Annotated in this window: 21 protein-coding genes; 4 read left to right on the forward strand and 17 right to left on the reverse strand. The window is 71.0% G+C overall.

The window, feature by feature from the left end; all coding sequences use genetic code 11:
* Positions 1–718: ROK family transcriptional regulator (locus TN53_RS20460; protein WP_046260021.1), on the reverse strand; the 718-nt coding region annotated here is incomplete at its 3' end.
* A gap of 131 nt (positions 719–849) precedes the next feature.
* Between TN53_RS20460 and TN53_RS20465 the strand changes: the two genes are divergently transcribed.
* Positions 850–2,061, forward strand: coding sequence for an MFS transporter (locus TN53_RS20465; protein ID WP_046260022.1), 1,212 nt, complete (start codon positions 850–852; stop codon positions 2,059–2,061).
* Positions 2,062–2,071: 10 nt separating this feature from the next.
* Here the strand turns inward: TN53_RS20465 and TN53_RS20470 are convergent, their stop codons facing one another.
* Positions 2,072–3,193, reverse strand: a complete 1,122-nt coding sequence (locus tag TN53_RS20470; RefSeq protein ID WP_046260023.1) for a glycoside hydrolase family 6 protein — start codon at positions 3,191–3,193, stop codon at positions 2,072–2,074.
* A 172-nt stretch (positions 3,194–3,365) separates the two neighbouring features.
* On the opposite strand from TN53_RS20470, the gene TN53_RS20475 reads away from it, so the two are divergent.
* Together TN53_RS20475 and TN53_RS20480 are read left to right on the forward strand one after the other, a co-directional pair.
* Positions 3,366–4,052 carry a DUF5995 family protein gene (locus TN53_RS20475; RefSeq protein WP_046260024.1) on the forward strand — a complete coding sequence of 229 codons (687 nt, stop codon included), beginning with the start codon at positions 3,366–3,368 and terminating at the stop codon, positions 4,050–4,052.
* A 61-nt stretch (positions 4,053–4,113) separates the two neighbouring features.
* Positions 4,114–4,587, forward strand: a complete 474-nt coding sequence (locus tag TN53_RS20480) for a hypothetical protein (protein ID WP_234441653.1) — start codon at positions 4,114–4,116, stop codon at positions 4,585–4,587.
* Here the strand turns inward: TN53_RS20480 and TN53_RS20485 are convergent.
* From TN53_RS20485 to TN53_RS20520, 8 genes are all read right to left on the reverse strand, one after another.
* Positions 4,548–6,263, reverse strand: coding sequence for a flavin monoamine oxidase family protein (locus tag TN53_RS20485; protein WP_046260025.1), 1,716 nt, complete (start codon positions 6,261–6,263; stop codon positions 4,548–4,550). The two genes, TN53_RS20480 and TN53_RS20485, sit on opposite strands and share 40 nt — an antisense overlap.
* A gap of 56 nt (positions 6,264–6,319) precedes the next feature.
* Positions 6,320–7,108, reverse strand: a complete 789-nt coding sequence (locus TN53_RS20490) for a carbon-nitrogen hydrolase family protein (RefSeq protein WP_046260026.1) — start codon at positions 7,106–7,108, stop codon at positions 6,320–6,322.
* A 188-nt stretch (positions 7,109–7,296) separates the two neighbouring features.
* Positions 7,297–8,493: an MFS transporter gene (locus TN53_RS20495; RefSeq protein WP_046260027.1), complete on the reverse strand. Its 1,197-nt coding sequence runs from the start codon at positions 8,491–8,493 to the stop codon at positions 7,297–7,299.
* Positions 8,494–8,598: 105 nt separating this feature from the next.
* Positions 8,599–10,005: an HAD-IA family hydrolase gene (locus TN53_RS20500; RefSeq protein WP_046260028.1), complete on the reverse strand. Its 1,407-nt coding sequence runs from the start codon at positions 10,003–10,005 to the stop codon at positions 8,599–8,601.
* 43 nt (positions 10,006–10,048) lie between these two features.
* Positions 10,049–11,104 carry an ABC transporter ATP-binding protein gene (locus TN53_RS20505; protein ID WP_046260029.1) on the reverse strand — a complete coding sequence of 352 codons (1,056 nt, stop codon included), beginning with the start codon at positions 11,102–11,104 and terminating at the stop codon, positions 10,049–10,051.
* A gap of 3 nt (positions 11,105–11,107) precedes the next feature.
* Entirely contained in the window at positions 11,108–11,920 is an 813-nt protein-coding gene (locus TN53_RS20510) for an ABC transporter permease (RefSeq protein WP_046260030.1), read from the reverse strand.
* Positions 11,908–12,792, reverse strand: coding sequence for an ABC transporter permease (locus TN53_RS20515; RefSeq protein WP_046260031.1), 885 nt, complete (start codon positions 12,790–12,792; stop codon positions 11,908–11,910). Before TN53_RS20515 ends, TN53_RS20510 begins: the two co-directional genes overlap by 13 nt.
* Positions 12,789–13,934 (reverse strand): ABC transporter substrate-binding protein, encoded by a 1,146-nt coding sequence (locus tag TN53_RS20520; protein ID WP_046260032.1) that lies wholly within the window; start codon positions 13,932–13,934, stop codon positions 12,789–12,791. The genes TN53_RS20515 and TN53_RS20520 overlap by 4 nt, the downstream gene beginning before the upstream one ends.
* A gap of 249 nt (positions 13,935–14,183) precedes the next feature.
* Here TN53_RS20520 and TN53_RS20525 point away from each other — a divergent pair, with 249 nt between their 5' ends.
* Entirely contained in the window at positions 14,184–14,924 is a 741-nt protein-coding gene (locus TN53_RS20525; RefSeq protein WP_046260033.1) for a GntR family transcriptional regulator, read from the forward strand.
* A 158-nt stretch (positions 14,925–15,082) separates the two neighbouring features.
* Here TN53_RS20525 and TN53_RS20530 read toward each other — a convergent pair whose 3' ends face one another.
* The 7 genes from TN53_RS20530 to rpe form a co-directional block, all read right to left on the reverse strand.
* Positions 15,083–15,535, reverse strand: a complete 453-nt coding sequence (locus TN53_RS20530; protein WP_046260034.1) for an Lrp/AsnC family transcriptional regulator — start codon at positions 15,533–15,535, stop codon at positions 15,083–15,085.
* Between the two features lie 10 nt (positions 15,536–15,545).
* The gene (locus TN53_RS20535; RefSeq protein WP_046260035.1) at positions 15,546–17,003 is read right to left on the reverse strand and encodes an amino acid permease; all 1,458 of its coding nucleotides are present in this window, start codon (positions 17,001–17,003) and stop codon (positions 15,546–15,548) included.
* Between the two features lie 327 nt (positions 17,004–17,330).
* Positions 17,331–18,770, reverse strand: coding sequence for a GuaB1 family IMP dehydrogenase-related protein (locus tag TN53_RS20540; RefSeq protein WP_046260116.1), 1,440 nt, complete (start codon positions 18,768–18,770; stop codon positions 17,331–17,333).
* A 131-nt stretch (positions 18,771–18,901) separates the two neighbouring features.
* Positions 18,902–19,201, reverse strand: coding sequence for a barstar family protein (locus TN53_RS20545; protein ID WP_046260036.1), 300 nt, complete (start codon positions 19,199–19,201; stop codon positions 18,902–18,904).
* Positions 19,198–19,581, reverse strand: a complete 384-nt coding sequence (locus tag TN53_RS20550) for a ribonuclease domain-containing protein (protein WP_046260117.1) — start codon at positions 19,579–19,581, stop codon at positions 19,198–19,200. Before TN53_RS20550 ends, TN53_RS20545 begins: the two co-directional genes overlap by 4 nt.
* Positions 19,582–19,740: 159 nt before the next feature.
* Entirely contained in the window at positions 19,741–20,784 is a 1,044-nt protein-coding gene (locus tag TN53_RS20555) for a sugar-binding transcriptional regulator (RefSeq protein WP_046260037.1), read from the reverse strand.
* Between the two features lie 78 nt (positions 20,785–20,862).
* Positions 20,863–21,549 (reverse strand): ribulose-phosphate 3-epimerase, encoded by a 687-nt coding sequence (gene rpe / locus TN53_RS20560; protein WP_046260038.1) that lies wholly within the window; start codon positions 21,547–21,549, stop codon positions 20,863–20,865.
* Positions 21,550–21,625 lie beyond the last annotated feature (76 nt).

The raw sequence follows: 21,625 nt of genomic DNA on the forward strand, positions 1-21,625 counted from the left end.
CGATCTCCCCCGTCCCCCCGGAGGCGCCCCTTCGCAAGGAACCGTCCAGCACCACCGCCGCCCCCGTCCCGTGCCCCAGCCACAGCAGCACGAACGTGTCCCGGTCCCGCGCCGCCCCCTCCCGCTGTTCCGCCAGCGCCGCGAGGTTGGTCTCGTTCTCGACGTGGACACGCGCCTCCGGGAGGCGTTCCTGGAGGGCGGCGACCAGGCGGCGGTGCCATTCGGGCAGGCCGGTGGAGTCGCGCAGTTCGCTGGTGACCGGATCGATCAGGCCGGGCGCGCCGATACCCAGGGTGTGGAGCCGGTCCACGCCCGCCTCCTTGGCCGTGCGCTCGACCAGCGTCACCGCCTGCTCGACCGCCGGCCCCGTCCCCGTGTCGTCGCCGATCGGCACGGACGCCTCGGCCAGCACCCGCCCCAGCAGGTCGGAGACGAGGACGGAGACACCTTCCGTGCGGACGTCGAGCGCCGCCAGATACGCGAGGTCCGCGACGATGCCGTAAAGCTTCGCGTTCGGCCCGCGGCGCTGCTCGCCCGACTCCCCGACCACCTCGATCAGATCGGCGGCGATGAGGCGTTCCACCAGGTCGGCGACGGTGGGGCGGGACAGACCGGTCAGCTGCTTCAGCTGTCCTGCCGTCAACGGGCCTTCCTGCTGGAGCAGTCGCAGGGCGAGCCGGTCGTTGATGGCCCGGGCGGTGCTGGGGGATGCGGGCATGCCGGGATCCTTCCAGATCGGCTGGGCCCTCAGGTCGGCGTGAGGGCGGCCTTCAATCGACTATCTATCAGGCAGGGACCCTGATAGTTTACGTCGCCGGTGGGGACCGGAGACCGCGAAGGGGCGGGAGAATGAGCGAAGTGCAGTACGACCAGGGCCAGGTGAAGCGCGCCCGGTACGCCGTGGCCGCGGTCTTCGCCGTGCACGGCGCCGTCACCGGTTCGTTCGCCACCCGTGTGCCGTGGATCCAGGACCACGCCTCGGTGAGCGCGGGCCAGCTGGGCCTCGCTCTCGCGTTCCCCGCGCTCGGCGCGTCCGTGGCCATGCCGCTGGCGGGGAGTATCAGCCACCGCTTCGGTGCGCGCAACGCCCTGCGCGGCCTCATCTCCCTGTGGACACTGGCCCTGGTGCTGCCGGCCCTGTCCCCGAATCTGCTGACCCTGTGCCTGTCCCTCTTCGTCTACGGCGCCACCGCCGGCATGGCGGACGTGGCGATGAACGCGCTCGGTGTCGAGATCGAGAACCGGCTCAACCGGTCGATCATGTCCGGCCTGCACGGCATGTGGAGCGCGGGCGCCCTGGTCGGCTCGGCGGCCGGCACACTCGCCGCCCATCTGGGCTCGGACGCGCGTCTGCACCACGCGCTGGCTGCCGCCGTGCTCACCTTCCTCGGCCTGCTGGCCTGCCGTTGGGTGCTGGACCTCCAGCCCACCGAGGACGAGGAGCCGCCGCCGCGGTTCGCGCTGCCCCCGAAGTCGGCCCTGCTCATCGGTGCCGTCGGCTTCTGCGCGGTGTTCGCGGAGGGCGCCAGCCTGGACTGGTCGGCGGTGTATCTGCGGGACCAGTTGGAGACCTCGGCGGGGCTCGCGGCCGCCTGCACGACGGGCTTCACGTTCACCATGGCGATCGCCCGGCTCGCCGGCGACCGGATCGTGGACCGGTACGGATCCGTGCGCACGGTCCGGACCAGCGGTGTCCTCGCCGTGCTCGGCGGGCTGCTCATCGTCGTGGCGAACGATCCGGCGGTGGCGATGGCCGGGTTCGCGCTGATGGGGCTGGGGATCGCGGTGGTCGTACCGCTGTGCTTCGCCGCCGCGGGCCGCAGCGGGGCCAACCCCAGTCTGGCCATCGCGGGTGTCGCGACCATCACGTACACCTCCGGCCTGATCGCCCCCAGCGCGATCGGCACCATCGCCCAGGCGACCAGCCTGCTGGTGTCGTTCGTCCTGGTGACCGTGCTGGCGGGCGGGCTCGTGGCCTTCGCCGGCGTGCTGCGCGCCGGCGACCGCGACCGTCCGAAGGTCGGCCGGCCGACCGCAGCAGTGCCCGACCGGCGGCCGTGAACCCGGTCGCTCAGCGCGCCAAGTCGTAGGCGTACGACGGTGTGAACGTGCCGGGCGAGCCCTTGCAGCCGTCCGACTCCCCCGGCAGCTTCACCCACAGATAGCCGTCGATGCGTGCCTCGCCGGTGTTCAGGCTCGGGGCCCGGCCGAGCTTGCGGCCGTCGGGGTCGCACCACTCACCGTCGGGCGGGGCGCCGTTGCCGTTGCGGCTGGTGTCGATGACGGCGCCGAGGCTCGCCGGGCCGCCGAGGGCGTCGAGGACCCGTCGGTCGTAGGCGATCTCGTCGGCGGTGCGGTGGAAGTTGGAGACGTTGCTGAAGACTCCGTCGGAGGAGGCGGCCGAGCCGGCGCCCGCCTGTCGTAGCAGATCGGCCTGTTTGGCCGCCGGGTGCCAGCCGGAGTGGCCGGCGTCGAAGTAGACCCGGGCCTTCGGGTTCGCGGCCTTGAAGGTCCGCCCGGCACGGGCCAACGAGGCGAAACGGTCGGCGCGTTGGCCGGCCGAAAGACAGTCGACCTGGGCTATCGAGTCGGGCTCCAGGATCACGACGACCTCGCCGGAGCCGAGCCCGGCGGCGAACCTGTCGATCCAGGCGTCGTAGGCGTCGAGGTCCGGCGCCCCGCCCTCGGAGGCCCCTCCGCAGTCGCGGTCCGGGATCCCGTACGCCACGACCACCGGCACCCGGCCCTGCGCCGCGCCCCCGGAGGTGACCGCACGCACGCGTGCCGTGATGGTGGCCGGCGTGTAGTCGGCGAACCACACGGCCGCCGGCCGGTCGGCGATCCGGGACCGTATGACGTCCTGGCGTGCGTCGCCGGGGTTGTCGCGGACCCAGTCGAGTACCTGGGAGTCGGGGTGACGGTAGAGACGGGTGGAGACGGCCGAGGTCTCCTGCTTCTTCTCGGTCTTCGTCGGCGAGGGCGTCGGGCTCGCCGGCTTCTTCTTCGGCGAGGCGGACGGAGAGGCCGACTCGGTGACCGAGGGGGACGGCGAGGGTGCCGGAGGCCGGAGATCCAGGGTCGGGGAGTCCGTCACCTCGGGGCGGGCCTCGTCGGAGCCCCGCCCGTCGTCGAGCGCGGACATCATCCCGGTCGCGGTGCCCACGGCGACCACGACGGAGGCCGCCGCGACCATGCCGCTGCGCCGGGCGGCACGTCTGCGCTCGGCCCTGCGTTCGGCCAGGCGATGGGCGCGTTGGCCTGGCACCTGCTGATCCCCTCCCCCTTCGGCGGCAGCGTTCCCCCGTTCTGGGGAAGCACCGGGCCCGCCGACACTTCGGCCAGCCTAGGCCTGGGACCCTGCCTCCATGCCCCAGTTGGAACAGTTCGTCACCCCCGTCGACGCCGTCGTCTCACGGATGCGCGCCCTGGACGAGTCGCTTCCGGAACGGGACGGGATCGCGGTCTTCAACCGTGTCTACCTCGCCGTCACGGAGGCCGTCGACCGGGGCATCGACGCGGGCCGGTTCACGGACCCGCGCGCCGCGATCACGCTGGACGTGCGGTTCGCCGAGCGGTACCTGCGGGCGGTCGAGGCGGTGACCGACGAGCGCCGGCCGCCCGCGTGCTGGCGGCCCCTGTTCCAGTACCGCCGCCATCCCGGCGTACGCCCGCTGCAGTTCGCGCTCGCGGGCATCAACGCGCACATCGGGCACGATCTCGCACTGGCCGTCGTGGACACCTGTCGTACGCTCGGCTGCGAACCCGTCGACGTGGAGGACGAGTTCGACCGCGTGGGCGATCTCCTCGTCTCGCTGGAGGAGCGCATCCGCGAAGATCTGATGCCGGGCCCCGATCTCCTCCAGATTGCCGACCCGCTGACCCATCTGCTCGGCGCGTGGAGTCTGGAGCGGGCCCGGGACGCCACCTGGACGGCGGCTCGCGCACTGTGGGCGCTGCGCGGACTGCCCGATGTCGCCGGGGAGTTCACGGAGCGGCTGGACACGGCGGTGGGGTTCGCGGGACGGATGCTGCTCACACCGCTTCCGGACTGATCCGGCCCGCCCGCGCCGACAGCCGAGGAACCGAACGTCCTCCGAGCCTGTCTGGACACACGTGGCGGTTTTCCTCTTGCTTGCCCTGACCCTCGCACCGCTAGTGACGCCGTTCGTGGTCGCGGGCGCCGCCCTGGCACTGGCCAAGCGGGCCTACGACCGGGAGCCCGGCAGCGGGCTGCGTCTGCCCGATGCCGCGTCGTGCGCCCTGGTGGCGGTGCTCGGCGGCGCGGCAGCCTTCGGCGCGTACGCGGAGGGCGTGATGCGCGGCTTCTACATCCTGGACCCGGACCAGATGTGCGCGGCCGCCGGTGCGCGCGGCGACCACGTGGTCACGCGGCCGGCCCTGCCGGTCAGCGTGCAGTGCGTCACCTGGAAGGGGGAGGGAACCGAACTCGTGCCGGGCTGGGTGAACCCGGTCGTGTACGGCGGCCTCGCGCTCTGCGTGCTGGCCCTCGGGACGGCGGTCTCCTCGGGCCTGCGCCGTCGACCGGTTCAGTCCTCCGGCAGTTCCACCGGCGCGATCTCGTCGTAGACATCCCCCGGACCCGGGTTCGTCGCGTCGGTCGCCCCGCCGAGGTGGTGCATGACCCCCCACACCGCATTCAGCGCGGTCTGGATCGCGCCCTCGGCCCAGCCGGCCGTCCAGGAGATGTCGTCGCCCGCGAGGAAGATGCCCCGCTTGTCCTCGGGCAGCCGGTCCTGCATGAAGTGCGTGAACAGGCGCCGCTGGTAGCGGTAGTGGCCGGGCAGGTTGGCCTTGAACGCGCCCATGAAGTAGGGCTCGTTCTCCCACGACACCGTCACCGGGTTGCCGATGATGTGCTTCCTGATGTCGACCTTCGGGTAGATCTCGCCGAGCGACTTCAGCATGACCTCCATCCGCTCGTTCGCGGACAGCGGCAGCCACTTCAGGCTGTCGTCGCACCAGGTGTACGAGAGGCAGATGACGGCCGGCTTGTCGGGACCGTCGTCGAGGAGGTAAGTCCCGCGCGTCATACGGTCGGTGAGGGTCATCGACATGACGTCCCGCCCGGTCGGGTTTCCCCTGTCGTCGACGGCCTTGTCCAGCCAGAACGGCCGGTCGACCGGAACGAACAGCTTCGAGCTCTCCATGTAGTGGGTGCGCTCGATCGCCGTCCAGTGGTCGATCGGGAAGAGCGAGTCGTCGCAGGCGATCTTCGACAGCAGCATCCAGGACTGGGCGGTGAAGATCGCCGCCCGGTAGGTGCGGATGTCGCCGTCGGCGTCGGTCACCGTGATCCGGTTGCCGGCGGTGCGGTGCAGCCGGGTCACGGCGGGGCGGGGCTCACCGTTCGGGTGGAGCTGGGCCAGCGAGGTGCCGTAGGGCCAGTGAACGATCTTCTCGGGTGCGCGCTCCCAGAGCCTGAGCGGCAGTTGCTGGGAGCCGCCGACGATGCCGCGGTGGTGGTCGTCGGCCTCGGTGTAGACGACCCGCAGGATCTCCAGGATGGAGTTGGGGAAGTCGGTGTCCCAGCCGCCGGTGCCGAAGCCGACCTGGCCGAAGATCTCGCGGTGCCGGAAGGACCTGAAGGCCTCGGAGTCGCAGAGGAAACCGTAGAAGGTCTGGTTGTCGAGCTTCTCGACGAGCCTCGCCCAGATCTCGCGGATGCGCGGCACGTCCCGCTCCCGCATGGCCTGGTTCATGTCGGAGAAGTCGGCGCCCTCTTCGAGGCACTTGTTCCAGGCCGCGGCGACATCACGGTAGACCTGGGGCAGGTCGTCGATCGTCTCGGCGTAGTGCGACTCGCCCTTGAGGTCGACGACCGTCGAAGGGGTCGCCTCCGCAAGGGGGTTGGGGAAGGGCCGCGTCTTCAGGTCCACCAGGTCGATGTAGTGCTGGAGCGCCGTGGAGGACGGCGGGAAACGCATCGCGCCCATCTCGGCGGTGAGGCCGTCGGTGCCCGGGCCGTCGAAGCCCACGGTCCGCAGCCGTCCGCCGATCTGGTCGGCCTCGTACACGACCGGCTTGAGGCCCATCTTCATCAGCTCGTACGCGGCCACGACGCCGGACAGCCCGCCGCCGATCACCGCGACCTCGGTGCCGTGCTCGGTCGCCGGTATCTGGCCGAGACCCGCCGGGTGGGCTAGGAAGTCGTCGTACGCGTACGGGAAGTCCGGGCCGAACATGGTGATCGGCGGCTGCTGCTCGTCGGCGTGCTGGACGGCGTTGGGCACCGTGGACGTCATGGGGTACGGACTCCTAGCGACTGCGAAAGAAGCGACTGCGAAAGAAAGAGGGAAGCTCAGACCAGGGACCCGTAGAGCCCGGGACGGCGGTCGTGCAGATACGGGTTCGCCTCGCGGGAGGCGGCGAGGGAGACGGGGTCGGCGTCCGCGAACACCAGCTCCTCGCCCCGTCCGGCGCGGGTGCGGGCGACCCCGTCGGGACCGGCGAGGGTGGAGAGCCCGACGAACTCGAACTCCCCTTCCTGGCCGACCCTGTTGACGTACGCGACGTACATCTGGTTCTCGAAGGCGCGCACCGGGATCATCGACTCGGCGACGAACTGGAAGGGGTGCATCTGCGCGGTCGGCACGACCAGGAGGTCGGTGCCGGCGAGGGCATGGGCGCGGACGTTCTCCGGGAACTCGACGTCGTAACAGATCATGAGGCCGACGGTCAGTCCGTCGAGTTCGGCCTGGACGACCGGCTGCTCGCCCGGTGTGAAGTGGTCGCGCTCGAAGCAGCCGAAGAGGTGGGTCTTGCGGTAGTTGGCCCGACGGCCGCCAGTTGCCGAGATCAGCTGGGCGGAGTTGAAGACCGCGTCCCCGAGGCGCTCCGGATAGCCGTACGCGATGGCGAGAGAGTGCCTCGACGCGATCTCCGCGACCGCGTCCGCGCTGTCCCCGTCGGCCGGCTCCGCGAGCCGGGCGATGTCGTCGCCGATCGCGTACCCGGTCAGGAACATCTCCGGTGCGGCCAGCAGCCCGGCGCCCGCGGCGGCGGCACGGCCCGCGGCCTCGTCGAGGACCTTGAGGTTCTCGACGACCGAGCCGGGGCGACCGGAGCTCTGGAGCAGGGCGGTACGCATGCGTGTCCTCACCGGGGCGAAAGGGTGGATGTGGGGGCCACGTAGACGGTACGGCGGGCTGACCAGGGCGGACAAGAAGGAGCCGTTGCGTGCCGGTGAGCGGTTTGTTGCGTCCGTGCGGGGCAGGGCGGCGATTCGTTGCGCGCCTGCCGGCGTGGCCGGGATGTCGACCGTGGGGACGGGAGCCTTCACGGGCGTGCCGTGGCAGGCCGATCTCTGGCCAGCACCAGCGCCGTCACCAGGTACGGCACCGCCAGCACCGCGAAGACCGTGCTGTGGGCCGCGGTCGTGCCCAGCAGCGCGTACGCGCCGAACGTGGCGACCGTGACCAGCTCCGTGCCCAGGCTCGCGACGGAGGTGAGGGTGGCCCGGCGGGACTCGTCGATACGGTGCTGGAGGCGGACGTCGGCGAGCACCTCGGCCAGCTGGAACCCGCCGAAGGCGAGGCCGACCAGCGCGATACCGGCCGGGGTCCCGGACGCGGCGCCGACGGCCAGGGCGAGCGCGGAGCCCGCCAGCAGCCACGCCGTCCCGGTGGTGCCCAGGCGTTCGGCCGGTCCGGTCAGCAGGCTCGCCGCCGTGACGAGCGTCCACACGAGCAGGATCAGGTAGGGCACCGTCGTCTCCGCCACACCGGTGTCGCGGGCCAGCAGGGGCGTGTACTCGTCGAGCGCGCCCCACACCGCGGCGACGGCCGGGACCAGCAGCAGGGCGCCACGTACGGAACGGTCCTGTCGGACCACGGCGAGCCCGGTCCGCAGGGTCGTCCACCAGCCGTCGCCCCGGGTCTCGGGCCGCGTGCGGTGCTCCGGCAGCCGGGTCGCCACCGCGGCGGCCAGCAGACAGGCCAGGACACTGCCCGCGCCCACCATGGGGTAGCCGCCCAGCGCGAACACCGGCCCGGCGAGACCGATCGCCGCCATGGTGGCCACCAGCCGCGCCGCGCGTACCCGTCCCATCACGCGCGCGTACCGGTCGGCGGCGCCGAGCCGGTCCAACTCGTCGTAGGCCAGCGCCTCGAAGGAACCGGAGCAGAGTGCTCCGCCGACGCCCCACAGGACGAACCCGAGCGCGAAGGCCCAGTACGCGGGGACGATCACCCAGAGGGCGAAGCCGACCGCGTTGAACAACGGGCCGATCCACAGCAGCAGCCGCCGGGAGACCGCGTCGGCCAGGGCGCCGGAGGGGACCTCCAGCACGACCGCGGTGATCGACCACAGGGCGAACAGGGAGGAGATCTGCCAGAGCGACATCCCGGTGTCGGCGAAGAGCAGCGCGTACACCGGGTAGAGCAGGACGAAGTCGTCGAGGAACGCGTAGCCGTACAGCGTGGTCGTCAGCCGGCGGATGCCGGTCGTGGACACACGGGTGGGTGACAGTGTCATGAGGCCTTCCCGGAAGGGCGGTTCGGACGTCGTGGGTACGGCGTCCGAGGCGGCCCTCGGGAGGCACGGCTGGTGGATCAATGTCGCCAGGTCATGACACCGATGCTAGACAGTCCCGGCCCCGCTGCCCAGCGAAAATGTGGTGATCACCGCCGCATGGTCGGACGGCCAGTCGTTGTCCTCGACATCCGGCCAGGTCCGGGGGGTGCCGCTGACGTACGTCCGGGAGTCGATCACCCGCAGCCCCCGGTGCAGAACGAAGTCGATCCGGTCGTGCGGCTCCGGCGCGGCCTGGACCGGCGACCAGGTGTGACCGGGCTCCGCCACGGGGTCGGGGTGGGCTTGGCGGTAGGAGTCGACGAAGCCCGCTTCCTCGGCCGCCTTCGTGACCGGCCACTCGATGTCCGGCCAGTCCAGGTGAGAGGGAGTGTTGAAGTCACCGACGAGGGCGACGGGCACGCTCTCGTCGATCCTGTCCAGCGCGTCCCTCATCTGGGCGAGCCGCACCCCCTCGTGGGCGGCCGACGGCACGTAGGGCCCGTACGACTCGTAGTCCAGGTGGACCGTCCACACGTCCGCCTCGGCGCCCTCGGCGACGCGGACCCGGACACCCGCCGCGCCGTAGAAGCCGACCTCCGGGTCCCCGAAGGTGTCCGTGATCGGGTGGCGGCTGATGATGCCGAGGTTCACCCCGGCCCGGTGGTGGTACCAGCCGAGGGCCTCGGCGAGCTCCTGCGCGGCGGTGCCGTACGTCTCCTGGAGACCGACCACGTCCACCTCGGTCTCGGCGATGACCTTGAGCTGTTTGGCCCGGTGGTCGTGGACCTCGGTGCCGCCGTACCAGAGGTTCCAGGTCATGACGCGGAGCCGGTACGGCAGCAGGGAGCGGATCCGGCCGACGGTGACCCCCTCCAGGCCGGCCAGGACGGTCCGGCCCGGCGCGGCCTCGATCGGCGCGAGGGAGGGCACGGCGAGCACCGCGCACCCGGCGGCCTCGGCGGAGGCGACCCCGGTCTCCGTGTCCTCGACGGCCACGCAGGCGGCGGGGTCGACGCCCAGGGCCCGGCAGGCGGCGAGGTAGGGATCGGGGGCCGGCTTGGTGCGGGGTGTGTCGTCGGCGGTCACGGAGACGGCGAAACGCTCGGCGCCGAGCGCTTCGAGCACCGTGTCGGCGACCGCCCTGGGGGACGCGGTCACCAGGGCCGTGGGCACTCCCTCGCGGGCCAGCGCACCCAGCAGGTCGAGCGCGCCGGGGCGGGGCACGATGCCGGTGCGGACGCGGTCCGCGAACTCCCGGTGGAGCGCGTCTGCCAGCTCGGCGGCCGGGGTGCCCGTGGCCGCGGACAGCCAGGCGGCGGTGTCCTCGACCGCGCGGCCGAGCACCTCCGGCTGGTCCGCCTCGGTCAGGGTCCGGCCGGCCACCTCTTCCACCGCCTCCCACCACAGCCGCTCGGTGTCGACGAGCGTGCCGTCCATGTCGAACAGGACGGCCTGGAGCGGGAGTCGGGTCACGACGGTCTCTTTCCTGTGGGGGGATCGGTTGTTCGTACGGCCGTCAGCGGCCACGTTCGGCGACCAGCACCGGCCGCTCGGGCAGCGCCACGCTCACCGCGGCCCCCGCTCCCAGCCCGGCCGCGTCGTGCGCGGGCAGGTCGGCCTTCACATCGGTGCCGTCGGCGAGCCGGACGGTGACCCGGACGGCCGCGCCCAGGAAGGACGAGGCGACCACGCGTGCCTTGCCGTCCTCCTCGGCGGTGACCCGGACGGCCTCCGGCCGCACCAGCACGTCCACCTCGGCCGCCGCGGGCACCGGCCCGTCCACGGGCAGCCGCTGCCCGAGCACGTCCACCACACCGTCAGTCACCCGTCCCGGGACCCGGCTCATCGTCCCCACGAACTCGGCGACGAAGGCGGTGGCCGGACGGCCGTACAACTCGGCCGGGGCCGCGCACTGTTCGAGCCGCCCGGCGTGCATCACCGCGACCCGGTCGGCCATCGACAGGGCCTCCTCCTGGTCATGGGTCACGAAGAGCGTGGTGATCCCGAGCTCCTGCTGGAGCCGCCGGATCTCCTCGCGCAGGGTGAGCCGCACCTTGGCGTCAAGCGCCGACAGCGGCTCGTCGAGAAGCAGCACCCGCGGCCTCAGGGCGAGCGCACGGGCCAGGGCGACGCGCTGCTGCTGGCCGCCGGAGAGCTCGTGCGGGAAGCGCCCGCCCTTGTCGGCGAGGCCGACCAGCTCCAGCAACTCGACGGCACGCGCCCGTCGTTCGGCCGGACGCACCTTGCGCATCCGCAGCCCGAAGGCCACGTTGTCGACCGCGTCGAGATGCGGGAAGAGGCTGTACGACTGGAAGACCATCCCGGCGTCACGGCGGTGGGCCGGCACCCGGGTGACGTCCTCGCCGTCCACCAGCACCTCGCCGGAGTCGGGGTGTTCGAAGCCCGCGAGCATGCGCAGCGCGGTGGTCTTGCCGCAGCCGGACGGGCCGAGCAGGGCGAGGAGCTCACCGGGCCGGACGGTCAGGTCGAGTCCGTCGAGGGCGACGGTCGGACCGAACTCCCTGCGCAGGCCCCGGAATTCGACGGTGGCAGCTTTCTCGAGCGTCTTCATGGTTCATCCCCGGGAAGTAGTACGGGCGCGTCCGCCGAAGCCGGCCAGGACGAGGAGCAGCACCCACGTCACGAGCAGGCTGAGCACGGACACGGCGACGGAGAGCTGGGCCTGCGAGCCGCTGACGTTCACGATCCACACGGCGAAGGGCTGGAAGCCGAGCAGCTGGGCGACCGTGAACTCACCGAGCACCAACGCCAGCGTGAGGAAGGAGGAGTTGAGGAGAGCGCCCCGCAGATTGGGCAGTACGGCCCGGACCAGCGCCTGCGGCCAGCTCGCCCCGCAGCTGCGGGCGGCCTCGACGAGGGTGCGGACGTCGACCGCGCGCAGCCCGGCGTCCAGGGCGCGATGCACGAACGGGAGGGCCATCACGACGTACGCCAGGACGAGGATGACGGGGAAGTCGGGGTTCTGGATCGCCACGAACGTCTGGAACAGCGGGGTGCGCGAGAGGTGTTCGGGCCCCCACTTCAGGACCGTGATGATGCCGGCGACGAGCGCGATCGGCGGTACCACCAACGGCAGTTGACACACCACCTCGACGACCGGCCGCAGCCGGGGCGACCCGAGCCGCAGCGCCACCGTCGCGGGCACCATCAGGAGCAGCACGACGACGATCGTGGCGAGGGCCAGTTCCAGCGAGAGCAGCAGGCTGGCGACGAAGCCGTCGGTGGAGAAGATCTGGGTGTAGGCGTCGAAGGTGAGGCCCTGCCCGGGCACGTCGACCGTGAAGACGATCGACGCGGCGAGCGGTACCAGGAAGTACAGCCCGGCGAGGCCGTAGACGCCCCACCGCCACAGGTTCAGGCGAGCCATCGCGCGCTCCGTCGTTGCAGGGGCAGGTACACGGCCATGACCAGGCCCGCGATGAGGACCATGTCGAGACTGAGGGCGAGCGCCACGTTCTCCTGGCCCACGAGCACGTTGCCGGAGAGCGCGTCGGCGATCTGCAGGGTGATCAGCGGGATGGAGCTGCCCACGATCGCGGCGGCGGTGGCGTACGCGGCGAAGGCGGTGCCGAAGAGCAGCACGAGCCCGCCGAGCAGTGAGGGCGCCAGGACGGGCAGGGCGACATGGCGCCAGTACTGCGTGGTCGTCGCCCCGTTGTTCTGCGCGGCCTCGCGCCACTGGACGCGCAGCCCCTCCAGGGCCGGGGTGATGGTGAGGACCATCAGTGGGATCAGGAAGTACAGGTAGACGATCACCAGTCCCCAGAAGCTGTAGAGGTCCCAGCCCTTGTCCGTGAGGCCCAGGTGCCGGGTCAGCACACCGGCGTTGCCGAGCGTGGCGACGAAGGCGAAGGCCAGGGGCACACCGCCGAAGTTGGCGAGGACGCCGGAGGCGGTGAGGACGGCCTCGCGGAGCGCTCGGTGCCGGGATGTCACCACGGCCTGGGCGAGCGGCAGTCCGAACAGGGCGGCCAGCACGGCCGACACCGCGGACAGTTTGACGCTGCCGAGGAGAGCGGTGAGGTAGGCGCCCTGCAACGAGGCGGTCAGGTTGGCCGTGCCGAACCCACCGGTGGTCTTCACCGTGAACGCCCCGTCCAGGATGGCCCAGGCCGGCAGCCCGAAGGCCACCGCGGTGAAGGCGAGCAGCGGGACGACGGCGAGCCAGCCGAGGGACCGGCGCCGCCGCTTCACCGCGACGGTCGGCGCCGAGTCCACTCGTACGGCGGTGGCCGTCATCCGGAGACGGCCTTCGCCCAGCCCTGTCCGAGCACCGTCTTGGCCTTGTTCTGCTGGGCCTCGGTCGGGAAGCTCGGCGTGCCGGAGACCTCGGGCAGCTTGGCCGCGGCACTCTTGTCGAGGGTGCCGGCCTTCTCCATGGCGGTCATCAGGGCCGGGCGGGCGTACCCCTTGAGCCACAGGTTCTGGCCCTCGGCGCTGTAGAGGTACTCCTGCCACAGGCGGGCGGTCGCCGGGTGCGGGGCGTCCTTGTTGATCGCCTGGGAGTAGTACTGCGAGAACTTGCCGTCGCCGGGGACCGACACCGTCCAGTCGACGCCCTTGGACTTGAACTCCTCGGCGTACCCGGCGTTCAGGTAGTCCCAGTCGATGCTGATGGGCGTCTCGCCCTTCTCGACGGTGGCCGGGGTCGACTCGACGGGCGTGTAGTTGCCGTTGCTCTTCAGCTTCTTGAAGAAGTCGAGGCCGGGCTGGATGTCGTCGAAGGAGCCGCCGCTCGCGAGCGAGGCCGCCCAGACGCCGCCGAAGGCCGAACCGGACTTGGTGGGGTTGCCGTTGAGGGCGACCTGGCCCTTGTACTGGGGCTTGAGGAGATCGGCGAAGGTGGTCGGACAGGTCTTGACGCGCTTGGCGTCGCAGCCGATGGAGATGTAGCCGCCGTAGTCGTTGTACCAGCGTGCCTGCGCGTCCTTCTGCTCGCCGGGGATGTCGGCGAAGGACGCCACCTTGTACGGCGCGAGCAGCCCCTGCTCGGCCGCGCTGATGGCGAAGGAACTGCCGAGGTCGAGCACGTCGGGGGCCCGGTCCTGTCCCTTGCGGGAGGTGACGGCGTTGATCTCGTCCTGGCTGGTGCCGTCGGGGTTCTCGACGGCGACCTTGATGCCGTACTTCTTCTCGAAGCCGTCGATGAGGGCGCCGTAGTTGGCCCAGTCGCGGGGCAGCGCGATGGCGTTGAGGGTGCCCTCCTTCTTGGCCGCCTTCACCAGGGCGTCGAGTCCGCCGAGGTCGGCGGCGGAGGTGGCGGTGGCGGCGTTCTTGCCGTCGGCGGTGGTCGAGGAGTTCTCGGGGGCGGCGCCACAGGCGCTCAGGGCGAGGGCGGCGAGGACGCCGAGGGCGGCGGTTCTCGGCAGGGACACGGTCACGGCTTCTCCAGGGGACGCGCGAGGGTGCAGGAGTCGAACGGAGAGGAGGAGAGAAGGAGCGGGAGAGCTTGTGTCAGATAACTTGTCTGAACAAGTTGGCCTCAGTAAGGCTGCTGCCGGTATCGATTCCGTAAACACTGGCGAAACAGTGACCCCTGTGTTCCCTGACGATTACGCGCCCCTCGGATCCCTGCCGGATGTCGTCTAGGCTGGTCACGCTGTGCACAGCAGTCGACTCGGAGGGGAAGCATGCCGGCGCGACACGAGGAGATCGCCGACGCACTGCGCCGGGCGATCGACCGCGAGGAGTACACAGTCGGCAGTCGACTCCCCGCCGAGACGGACCTCGCGGCCCAGTACGACGTCTCGCGGGGCACGGTCCGCCAGGCGGTCGCCGCACTGACCGCCGAGGGCCTCATCGGCTCCCGCCAGGGCGCCCGGCGCGTGGTCCTGGCCAGCCGTCGCAGCCAGAGCTTCGCCGAGCTGCGCAGCTTCGCGCAGTGGGCGCGGGCCATGGGCCGTGAGGCGACGGGGCGAGTGGTCGCACAGGAGTACCGTCCGGCGACCCAGGAGGACGCGCTACGTCTCCAACTACGCGCCGGGACAAAGGTGTTGCACGTCCTGCGGGTGCGCGGCCTGGACGGCGAACCGGTGTTGCTGGAGCGGACCGTGTACGCCGACTGGATCTCCCCCGCCGTCGAACCCATCGAGCCGGACTGTCCGTCGGTGACCCAACGCCTGTACGACGACACGGGGTTGGTCTTCGCGTACGGCGAGCACGTCATCGACGCGGTCGCGGCGGGCGCGCGGGATGCGGAGCTGCTGCTCGTGCGCCGTACCAGTCCGTTGTTGCGCGTGCGCCGGGTGACGACGACCCGCGAAGGGCGCCCGGTGGAGTGGTCGGACGACCGCTACCGCTCGGACGCGGTGAGCTTCAGCGTGCACAACTCGATGGACAACAACGCGTTGGCCAGGAAGACGGCGGAGTAGAGCTCGGGGGTGCGGGCCGTGTTGCCGGGTGCGGGTGCGTCGTGGCTTGTCGCGCAGTTCCCCGCGCCCCTGGATGTGGGACCAGGTGACGTGCCTTTAGGGGCGCGGGGAACTGCGCGAACGGCCACGACGCACCCGCAGCGCGACCGCGCCACTCCTCACCCGGGCGCCCCCGACGAGAACCTCCGCAGCAGCGGCGACAGCACCAGCACCGACTTGGTGCGCTCCACGAACGGCTCCCCCGCGATCCGCTCCAGGACCCGTTCGAAGTGCCGCATGTCGGAGGCGAAGACCTGGACGACCGCGTCCGCGTCCCCGGTGACGGTGGACGCGGCGACGACCTCCTGGTAGCGCTCCAGGCCCCGCCGGATGGTGTCCGGCGAGGTGTTGTGCCGGCAGTAGATCTCGACGAACCCCTCGGTCTCCCAGCCGAGAGCCGACGGGTCGACCCGTACCGTGAAGCCGGTGATGGCTCCGGTGGCGCGGAGCCGGTCCACGCGCCGTTTCACGGCGGGCGCGGAGAGGCCGACGATCTGCCCGATGTCCGCGTAGGAGCGGCGGGCGTCCTCGGCGAGGGCGTGGACGATGCGTTCGTCGAGATCGTTGAGCACGGTGGGTGAATCAGCTCTCAGGTGTTGCGAGTCGGGAGCGGCGATAGCCGTATACGAAGTAGAACACGAGCCCGGCGGCCATCCAGACTCCGAAGACCACCCAGGTGACGGCCGACAGACTGCCCATCATCCAGAGGCAGAACCCGAGCCCCAGCGCGGGCAGCACCGGAGACAACGGCACCCGGAAGGTGCGCGGCATGTCCGGGCGGCTCCGGCGCAGCAGCACGACGGCGATGTTGACCAGTGCGAAGGCGAAGAGCGTGCCGATGCTGGTGGCGTCGGCGAGTTGGCCCAGCGGGATCGCGGCGGCGAGGACACCGCAGAACAGGGACACGATGACCGTGTTGGCACGGGGCGCGCCGGTCTTGGGGTGCACACGCGAGAACACCTTCGGCACGAGCCCGTCCCGGGACATCGCGAAGAGGATGCGCGTCTGGCCGTAGAGCACGGTCAGGACGACGCTCGCGATGGCGATGACGGCACAGGCGGCCAGCAGCGTCCCCCAGAAGGTCTGTCCGGTCACCTCGCGCATGATCTGGGCCAGCGCCGCCTCGGAGTCCCCGAACCGCTGCCAGGGCTTCGCACCGACGGCGACGGCCGCGACGAGGACGTACAGGGCCGTCACGATGACCAGCGACAGCATGATCGCGCGCGGCAGGTCACGCTGCGCGTTCTCGGCCTCCTCACCGGCGGTGGAGGCGGCGTCGAAGCCGATGTACGAGAAGAACAGCGTCGCCCCGGCCGCGCTCACGCCCGCCATGCCGAGCGGCATGAAGTGCTCGTAGTTGCCGGAGCGGAAGCCCTGGACGCCGATGGCGCAGAACAGCACCAGCGCGGCGATCTTCACGATGACCATGACGGTGTTGGCCCGCGCGGACTCCTTCGCGCCGCCGAGCAGGAAGGTCATGGCCAGGAGTACGACGATCAGCGCCGGCAGGTTGAAGACCCCGCCGTCGCCGGGCGGGGCGGACAGGGCGTCCGGGACGGTGACGCCGATGGTGCCGTCGAGCAGCTCGTTGAGGTACTCGCCCCAGCCGACGGCGACGGCCGCGACCGAGACGCCGTACTCCAGGATCAGACACCATCCGCAGACCCAGGCGACCAGTTCGCCCATCGTCGCGTACGCATACGAGTACGAGGACCCGGCGACCGGGATCGTGCCCGCGAGTTCGGCGTAGGACAGGGCCGAGAACAGTGCCGTCAGACCCGCTATCACGAAGGACAGGGTGACGGCCGGACCGGCCTTGGGTACGGCCTCGCCGAGGACGACGAAGATGCCGGTGCCGAGCGTGGCACCGATGCTGATCATGGTCAGCTGCCAGAGCCCGAGGGAGCGCCGAAGACTACCGCCCTCCCCCTGCCCTCCCTCGGCGACCAGGCGTTCCACCGGCTTGCGCCGCACAAGACGCGCACCGACTCCCGGGGACCGTGATGTGCGCTGTTGCGGGGGTGCGCCTTGGTCGAGCACGCGCTGACTCCTTCGTCGCTGCCTCTCGACGCGGCGGGGACCGGCGGCACACCTGCGCGAACAGGAACCCACCGAGCGGGGTCCCCGCCACGCCACGTACAGCGCATGACCCTACGAGCAGGGCCATAGCACTCGTAATGCTGCAATCTTGCGCATACACGCAAGATCCTTGCGTTCATCGAACGGGGGCGCGCATTCGTTGCAGAGCGGCCGGCCACGCCCCCGAAGGGGCGCGGGGAACTGCGCGACCAGCCACAACGGACCCGCGCACGGTACCCGGCGGCGAGCGTCGGTCACCCGGCCCGACCAACCGCGCGACCGGCGGAGCTACCAGCTGGCGTGCAGCGGCTGGCCCTCCGCGTAGCCGGCCGCGCTCTGGATGCCCACGACCGCCTTCTCGGCGAACTCCTCCAGGGAGCCCGCACCGGCGTAGGTGCAGGAGGAGCGGACGCCCGCGATGATCGAGTCGATCAGGTCCTCGACACCGGGACGGGACGGGTCGAGGAACATGCGGGAGGTGGAGATGCCCTCCTCGAACAGCGCCTTGCGGGCCCGGTCGTACGACGACTCGTCGGACGTACGGTTGGCCACGGCCCGCGCGGACGCCATGCCGAACGACTCCTTGTAGAGCCGCCCGTTGGCGTCCTGCTGAAGGTCGCCCGGGGACTCGTACGTGCCCGCGAACCACGACCCGACCATCACGTTGGACGCGCCGGCGGCCAGCGCCATGGCGACGTCACGCGGGTGGCGGACACCGCCGTCGGCCCACACGTGCTTGCCGTACTTCTTCGCCTCGGCGGCGCACTCCAGCACGGCCGAGAACTGCGGCCGGCCCACACCGGTCATCATGCGGGTGGTGCACATGGCACCGGGACCCACACCGACCTTGATGATGTCGGCACCGGCCTCGATCAGATCCCGCACGCCCTCGGCGGCCACGATGTTGCCGGCCACGATCGGCACCTGCGGGTCGAGCGCCCGCACGACCTTGATCGCGCTGATCATCGACTCCTGGTGGCCGTGCGCCGTGTCGATGACGAGCGTGTCCACGCCCGCGTCGAGCAGCTGCTTGGCCTTGCCCGCGACATCGCCGTTGATACCGACGGCGGCGGCGATGCGCAGCCTGCCCTGAGCGTCGACGGCCGGCGTGTACAGCGTCGCCCGCAGCGCGCCCTTGCGGGTGAGGATGCCGGCGAGACGGCCGTCCTTGTCCACGGCGGGGGCGTAGCGGCGGTTGGCCGCGTCCAGCCGGTTGAAGGCCTCGCGCGGGTCGATGTCCGCGTCGATCAGCAGCAGGTCCTTGGACATGACGACCTCGAGCTGCGTGAAGCGGTCGACGCCGGTCAGGTCCTGGTCGGTGACGACACCGACGGGCCGGCCGTCCTCGTCGACGACCACACCGGCGTTGTGCGCCCGCTTGGGCAGCAGGGCCAGCGCGTCGGCGACGGTCTGGTGCGGGGCCAGCACGATCGGGGTGTCCAGGACGTGGTGGCGGCTCTTCACCCAGGAGACGACCTCGGTGACGACCTCGATCGGGATGTCCTGCGGAATGACCACCAGGCCACCGCGCCGGGCCATCGTCTCGGCCATACGGCGCCCGGCGATGGCGGTCATGTTGGCGACGACCAGCGGGATCGTGGTGCCCGTGCCGTCGGGGGCGCTGAGGTCCACACCCTGGCGCGAGCCGACCGCGCTGCGGCTCGGGACCATGAAGACGTCGTCGTACGTCAGGTCGTACGCGGGCTGGATGCCATTGAGGAAACGCACGTGCTGCACATCCCAGTCGATCAGAGGTGGCCCCCGGACAGGACAGCCAGGGGGAAGAGCACGTACTTCATTGTCCCATGTCCACCGGAATGCGATGCCCGGGCAGATCATCCAGGCAGGTCAGAGGAGCGTTAGGAGGATCCTCCGAGCGCGAGCGTCACGGTGAGCGCGGACGCCTGCGAGAACACCTCACGGGCGGTCGCCCACTCGCCCGGCCGCGCCTCGGCGTACCGCTCCCAGTTCCGTACGACGACGAATCTGTCCCCGACGGTGTCCTCGGGCCACAGGCCCGGGTCGGAGAGGACGTCGGCCAGCGCGTCCCAGTTCCGCCCGAAGTAGTCCGGCAGCCGCAGGTCCCGGACACAGCGCTCCATCAGGCTCGCCTTGTCCGTGACCCCGTCGAGGTCCAGCGTGGCCACGACCGCCGTCATCTCAGTACCGCCCTGAACGAGTCGTAGTGATCATCGGTGTAGTAGATCTCGTCGCCCCGCCCGGTGACAATGCGCCGGGCCCCGCGATCGCGCGAGCCCGGCGTCGGGACGGTGTATTCGTGGTAGTAACCGCGCTTGTGGGCGGGCAGCCGCCGCTCGAAGTTCCCGAAGACACTGCCGTCCTTCTCGTACGGGAAGGGGCCACCCGCGTCGATGAGGTCGAGCGTGTCGCGGGCCTGGGCGGGCAGCCGCGACTCCTGGACGGTCGCCATGCCAGCAGCCCATGACGCAGTGGCCCCACCGGCCTCACTCGACGCACACCCCGTCAGCAGGACGACGAGGAGACAGACCAGCACCCGGGGGACGAACCGCAGCAGCATGCTGTCCACGCTGCCACGGCCGCACGCTTTTTCCTTTGTTCGCCTCCGGCGCGCCCCAGCCGGTGTCGACAGCCCGACCGTGCTCAGCCCTTCGGGCCTCCGCGCGCTCGACCTGTCGCCTCCGGCGCGCGCCTACGGCTCACGCGCCATGACCTTCGGTCAGGGGCCGTCCGGGTCAGAGCGGTTCAGCGCCGGCTTCGGCGTCTGACCTGCCGTCAGCAGCACGTCCGCCGCCGAGGTGTCCGTCACCAGGCTGGTGACGAGCCCGGACCGCAGCACGGCGTCGATGGCCATCGCCTTGCGCGCCCCGCCCGCGATCGCGACGACCTCGGGGATACGGCGGAGCTGGTCCGCCTTGACCGTGATGCACCGCTCGCCCAGGTCCCGGCCCACCCTGCGCCCGTCGGCGTCGAAGAGGTGCGCGGAGGTCTCCGCGGCGACGCCGAGGGTCGAGTAGTGCGCCCGCTCCTCCTCGCTGAGCATGTCGTACACCGTGGAGACACCCGGCCCCCAGGAGCCGATGGAGACACAGGCGACCGTGACCTTGTCGAAGTACTCGAAGGCCCGGGCGATCCCCGTCTGGTTGCGCAGCGCCGCCGCGGTGGCCGCGTCCGGCAGCAGCATCGGGGCGTAGATCGGGTGGGCGTCGCCGCCCGAGACCTGCGCGGCCCGCCGTACCGCCTCCACCGAACCGCGCTCGGCGGTCCCGGCGTCGTACACCCCCGTCAGCTGCACCACCGTGCACGGTGGCAGCCGGTCGAGGGCCGCCGCCATGTGAATCGTGGACCGGCCCCAGGCCAGGCCCAGGACGTCGCCCTCGTTGACCAGTTCGCCGAGCAGGTCGGCGGCCGTCTCCCCGAGGTTCTCGGGGTCGGGCGAGTCCTCCGCCTCGGCCGGCGACTCCACCACGACGGCATGCCTGAGGCCGTACCGGGCGCGCAGCGCGTCCGAGCGCTCGGCGTCCAGCTCGGCAGGCACACGGATCTCGATGCGTACGAGATCCCGCTCGAGGGCGGTCTCCAGAACCCGGGCCACCTTGAAGCGGCTCACGCCGAACTCCTCGGCGATCTGGATCTTGGACTTGCCCTCGAGGTAGAAGCGGCGGGCCATGGCCGCCGCCTGCACCAGCTCAGCGGGTCCCATCCGCATGGCTGACCGGCCCGACGACATACCCGACACGGCCATCTCCTCACTGCTGTTCACACTCTGGATTCGCCGTTCATCCTTGCAGATCCGGCGGACTTGATCAGCCCTGATGGGAGCCGTTCACGTTCCTGTGGCTCAGTGGCCGCATGCCCAGCTCGCCTTGACGGTCGCCTCCTCGGCTTGGGTGCGCAATGCACGTACCGCCTCGGCCGGGTCGGATGCGCCGTAGACGGCCGATCCGGCGACGAAGACATCGGCACCGGCGTCGGCGCACCGCTCGATGGTGGAGGCCGAGACTCCGCCGTCGACCTGGAGCCAGAGTTCGAGGCCGTGCTTGCTGATCAACTCGCGGGTGCGGCGAATCTTGGGGAGCATGATGTCGAGGAACGCCTGTCCCCCGAAGCCCGGCTCGACCGTCATGATCAGGAGCATGTCGAGCTCGGGGAGCAGATCCTCGTACGGCTCGATGGGCGTCGCGGGCCTGAGCGCCATGGAGGCGCGGGCGCCCTTGGCCCGGATCTCCCGGGCGAGCCGGACCGGAGCGGCGGCCGCCTCGACGTGGAAGGTGACGGAACCGGCCCCCGCCTCTACGTACTGGGGCGCCCACCGATCGGGGGCCTCGACCATCAGATGGCAGTCCAGCGGGGTGTCCGTCGCACGGGCGAGCGACTCTACGACCGGCACACCGAGCGTGAGGTTCGGGACGAAATGGTTGTCCATGACGTCGACGTGGAGCCAGTCGGCTCCCTCCACCGCCTTCGCCTCGTCCGCGAGGCGAGCGAAGTCTGCGGACAGAATGCTGGGGTTGATCTGCGCGGCCATAGCCCAAGCCTGCCATGTCCGGCCATGAATGTTCGCGCCGGTCCAGACCTCAGCCGTTCATCGGATGTTGTTCCGG

Origin of the sequence: Streptomyces sp. WM6386 (assembly GCF_000972385.1) — a bacterium.
In the GTDB taxonomy this organism is placed as follows: domain Bacteria; phylum Actinomycetota; class Actinomycetes; order Streptomycetales; family Streptomycetaceae; genus Streptomyces.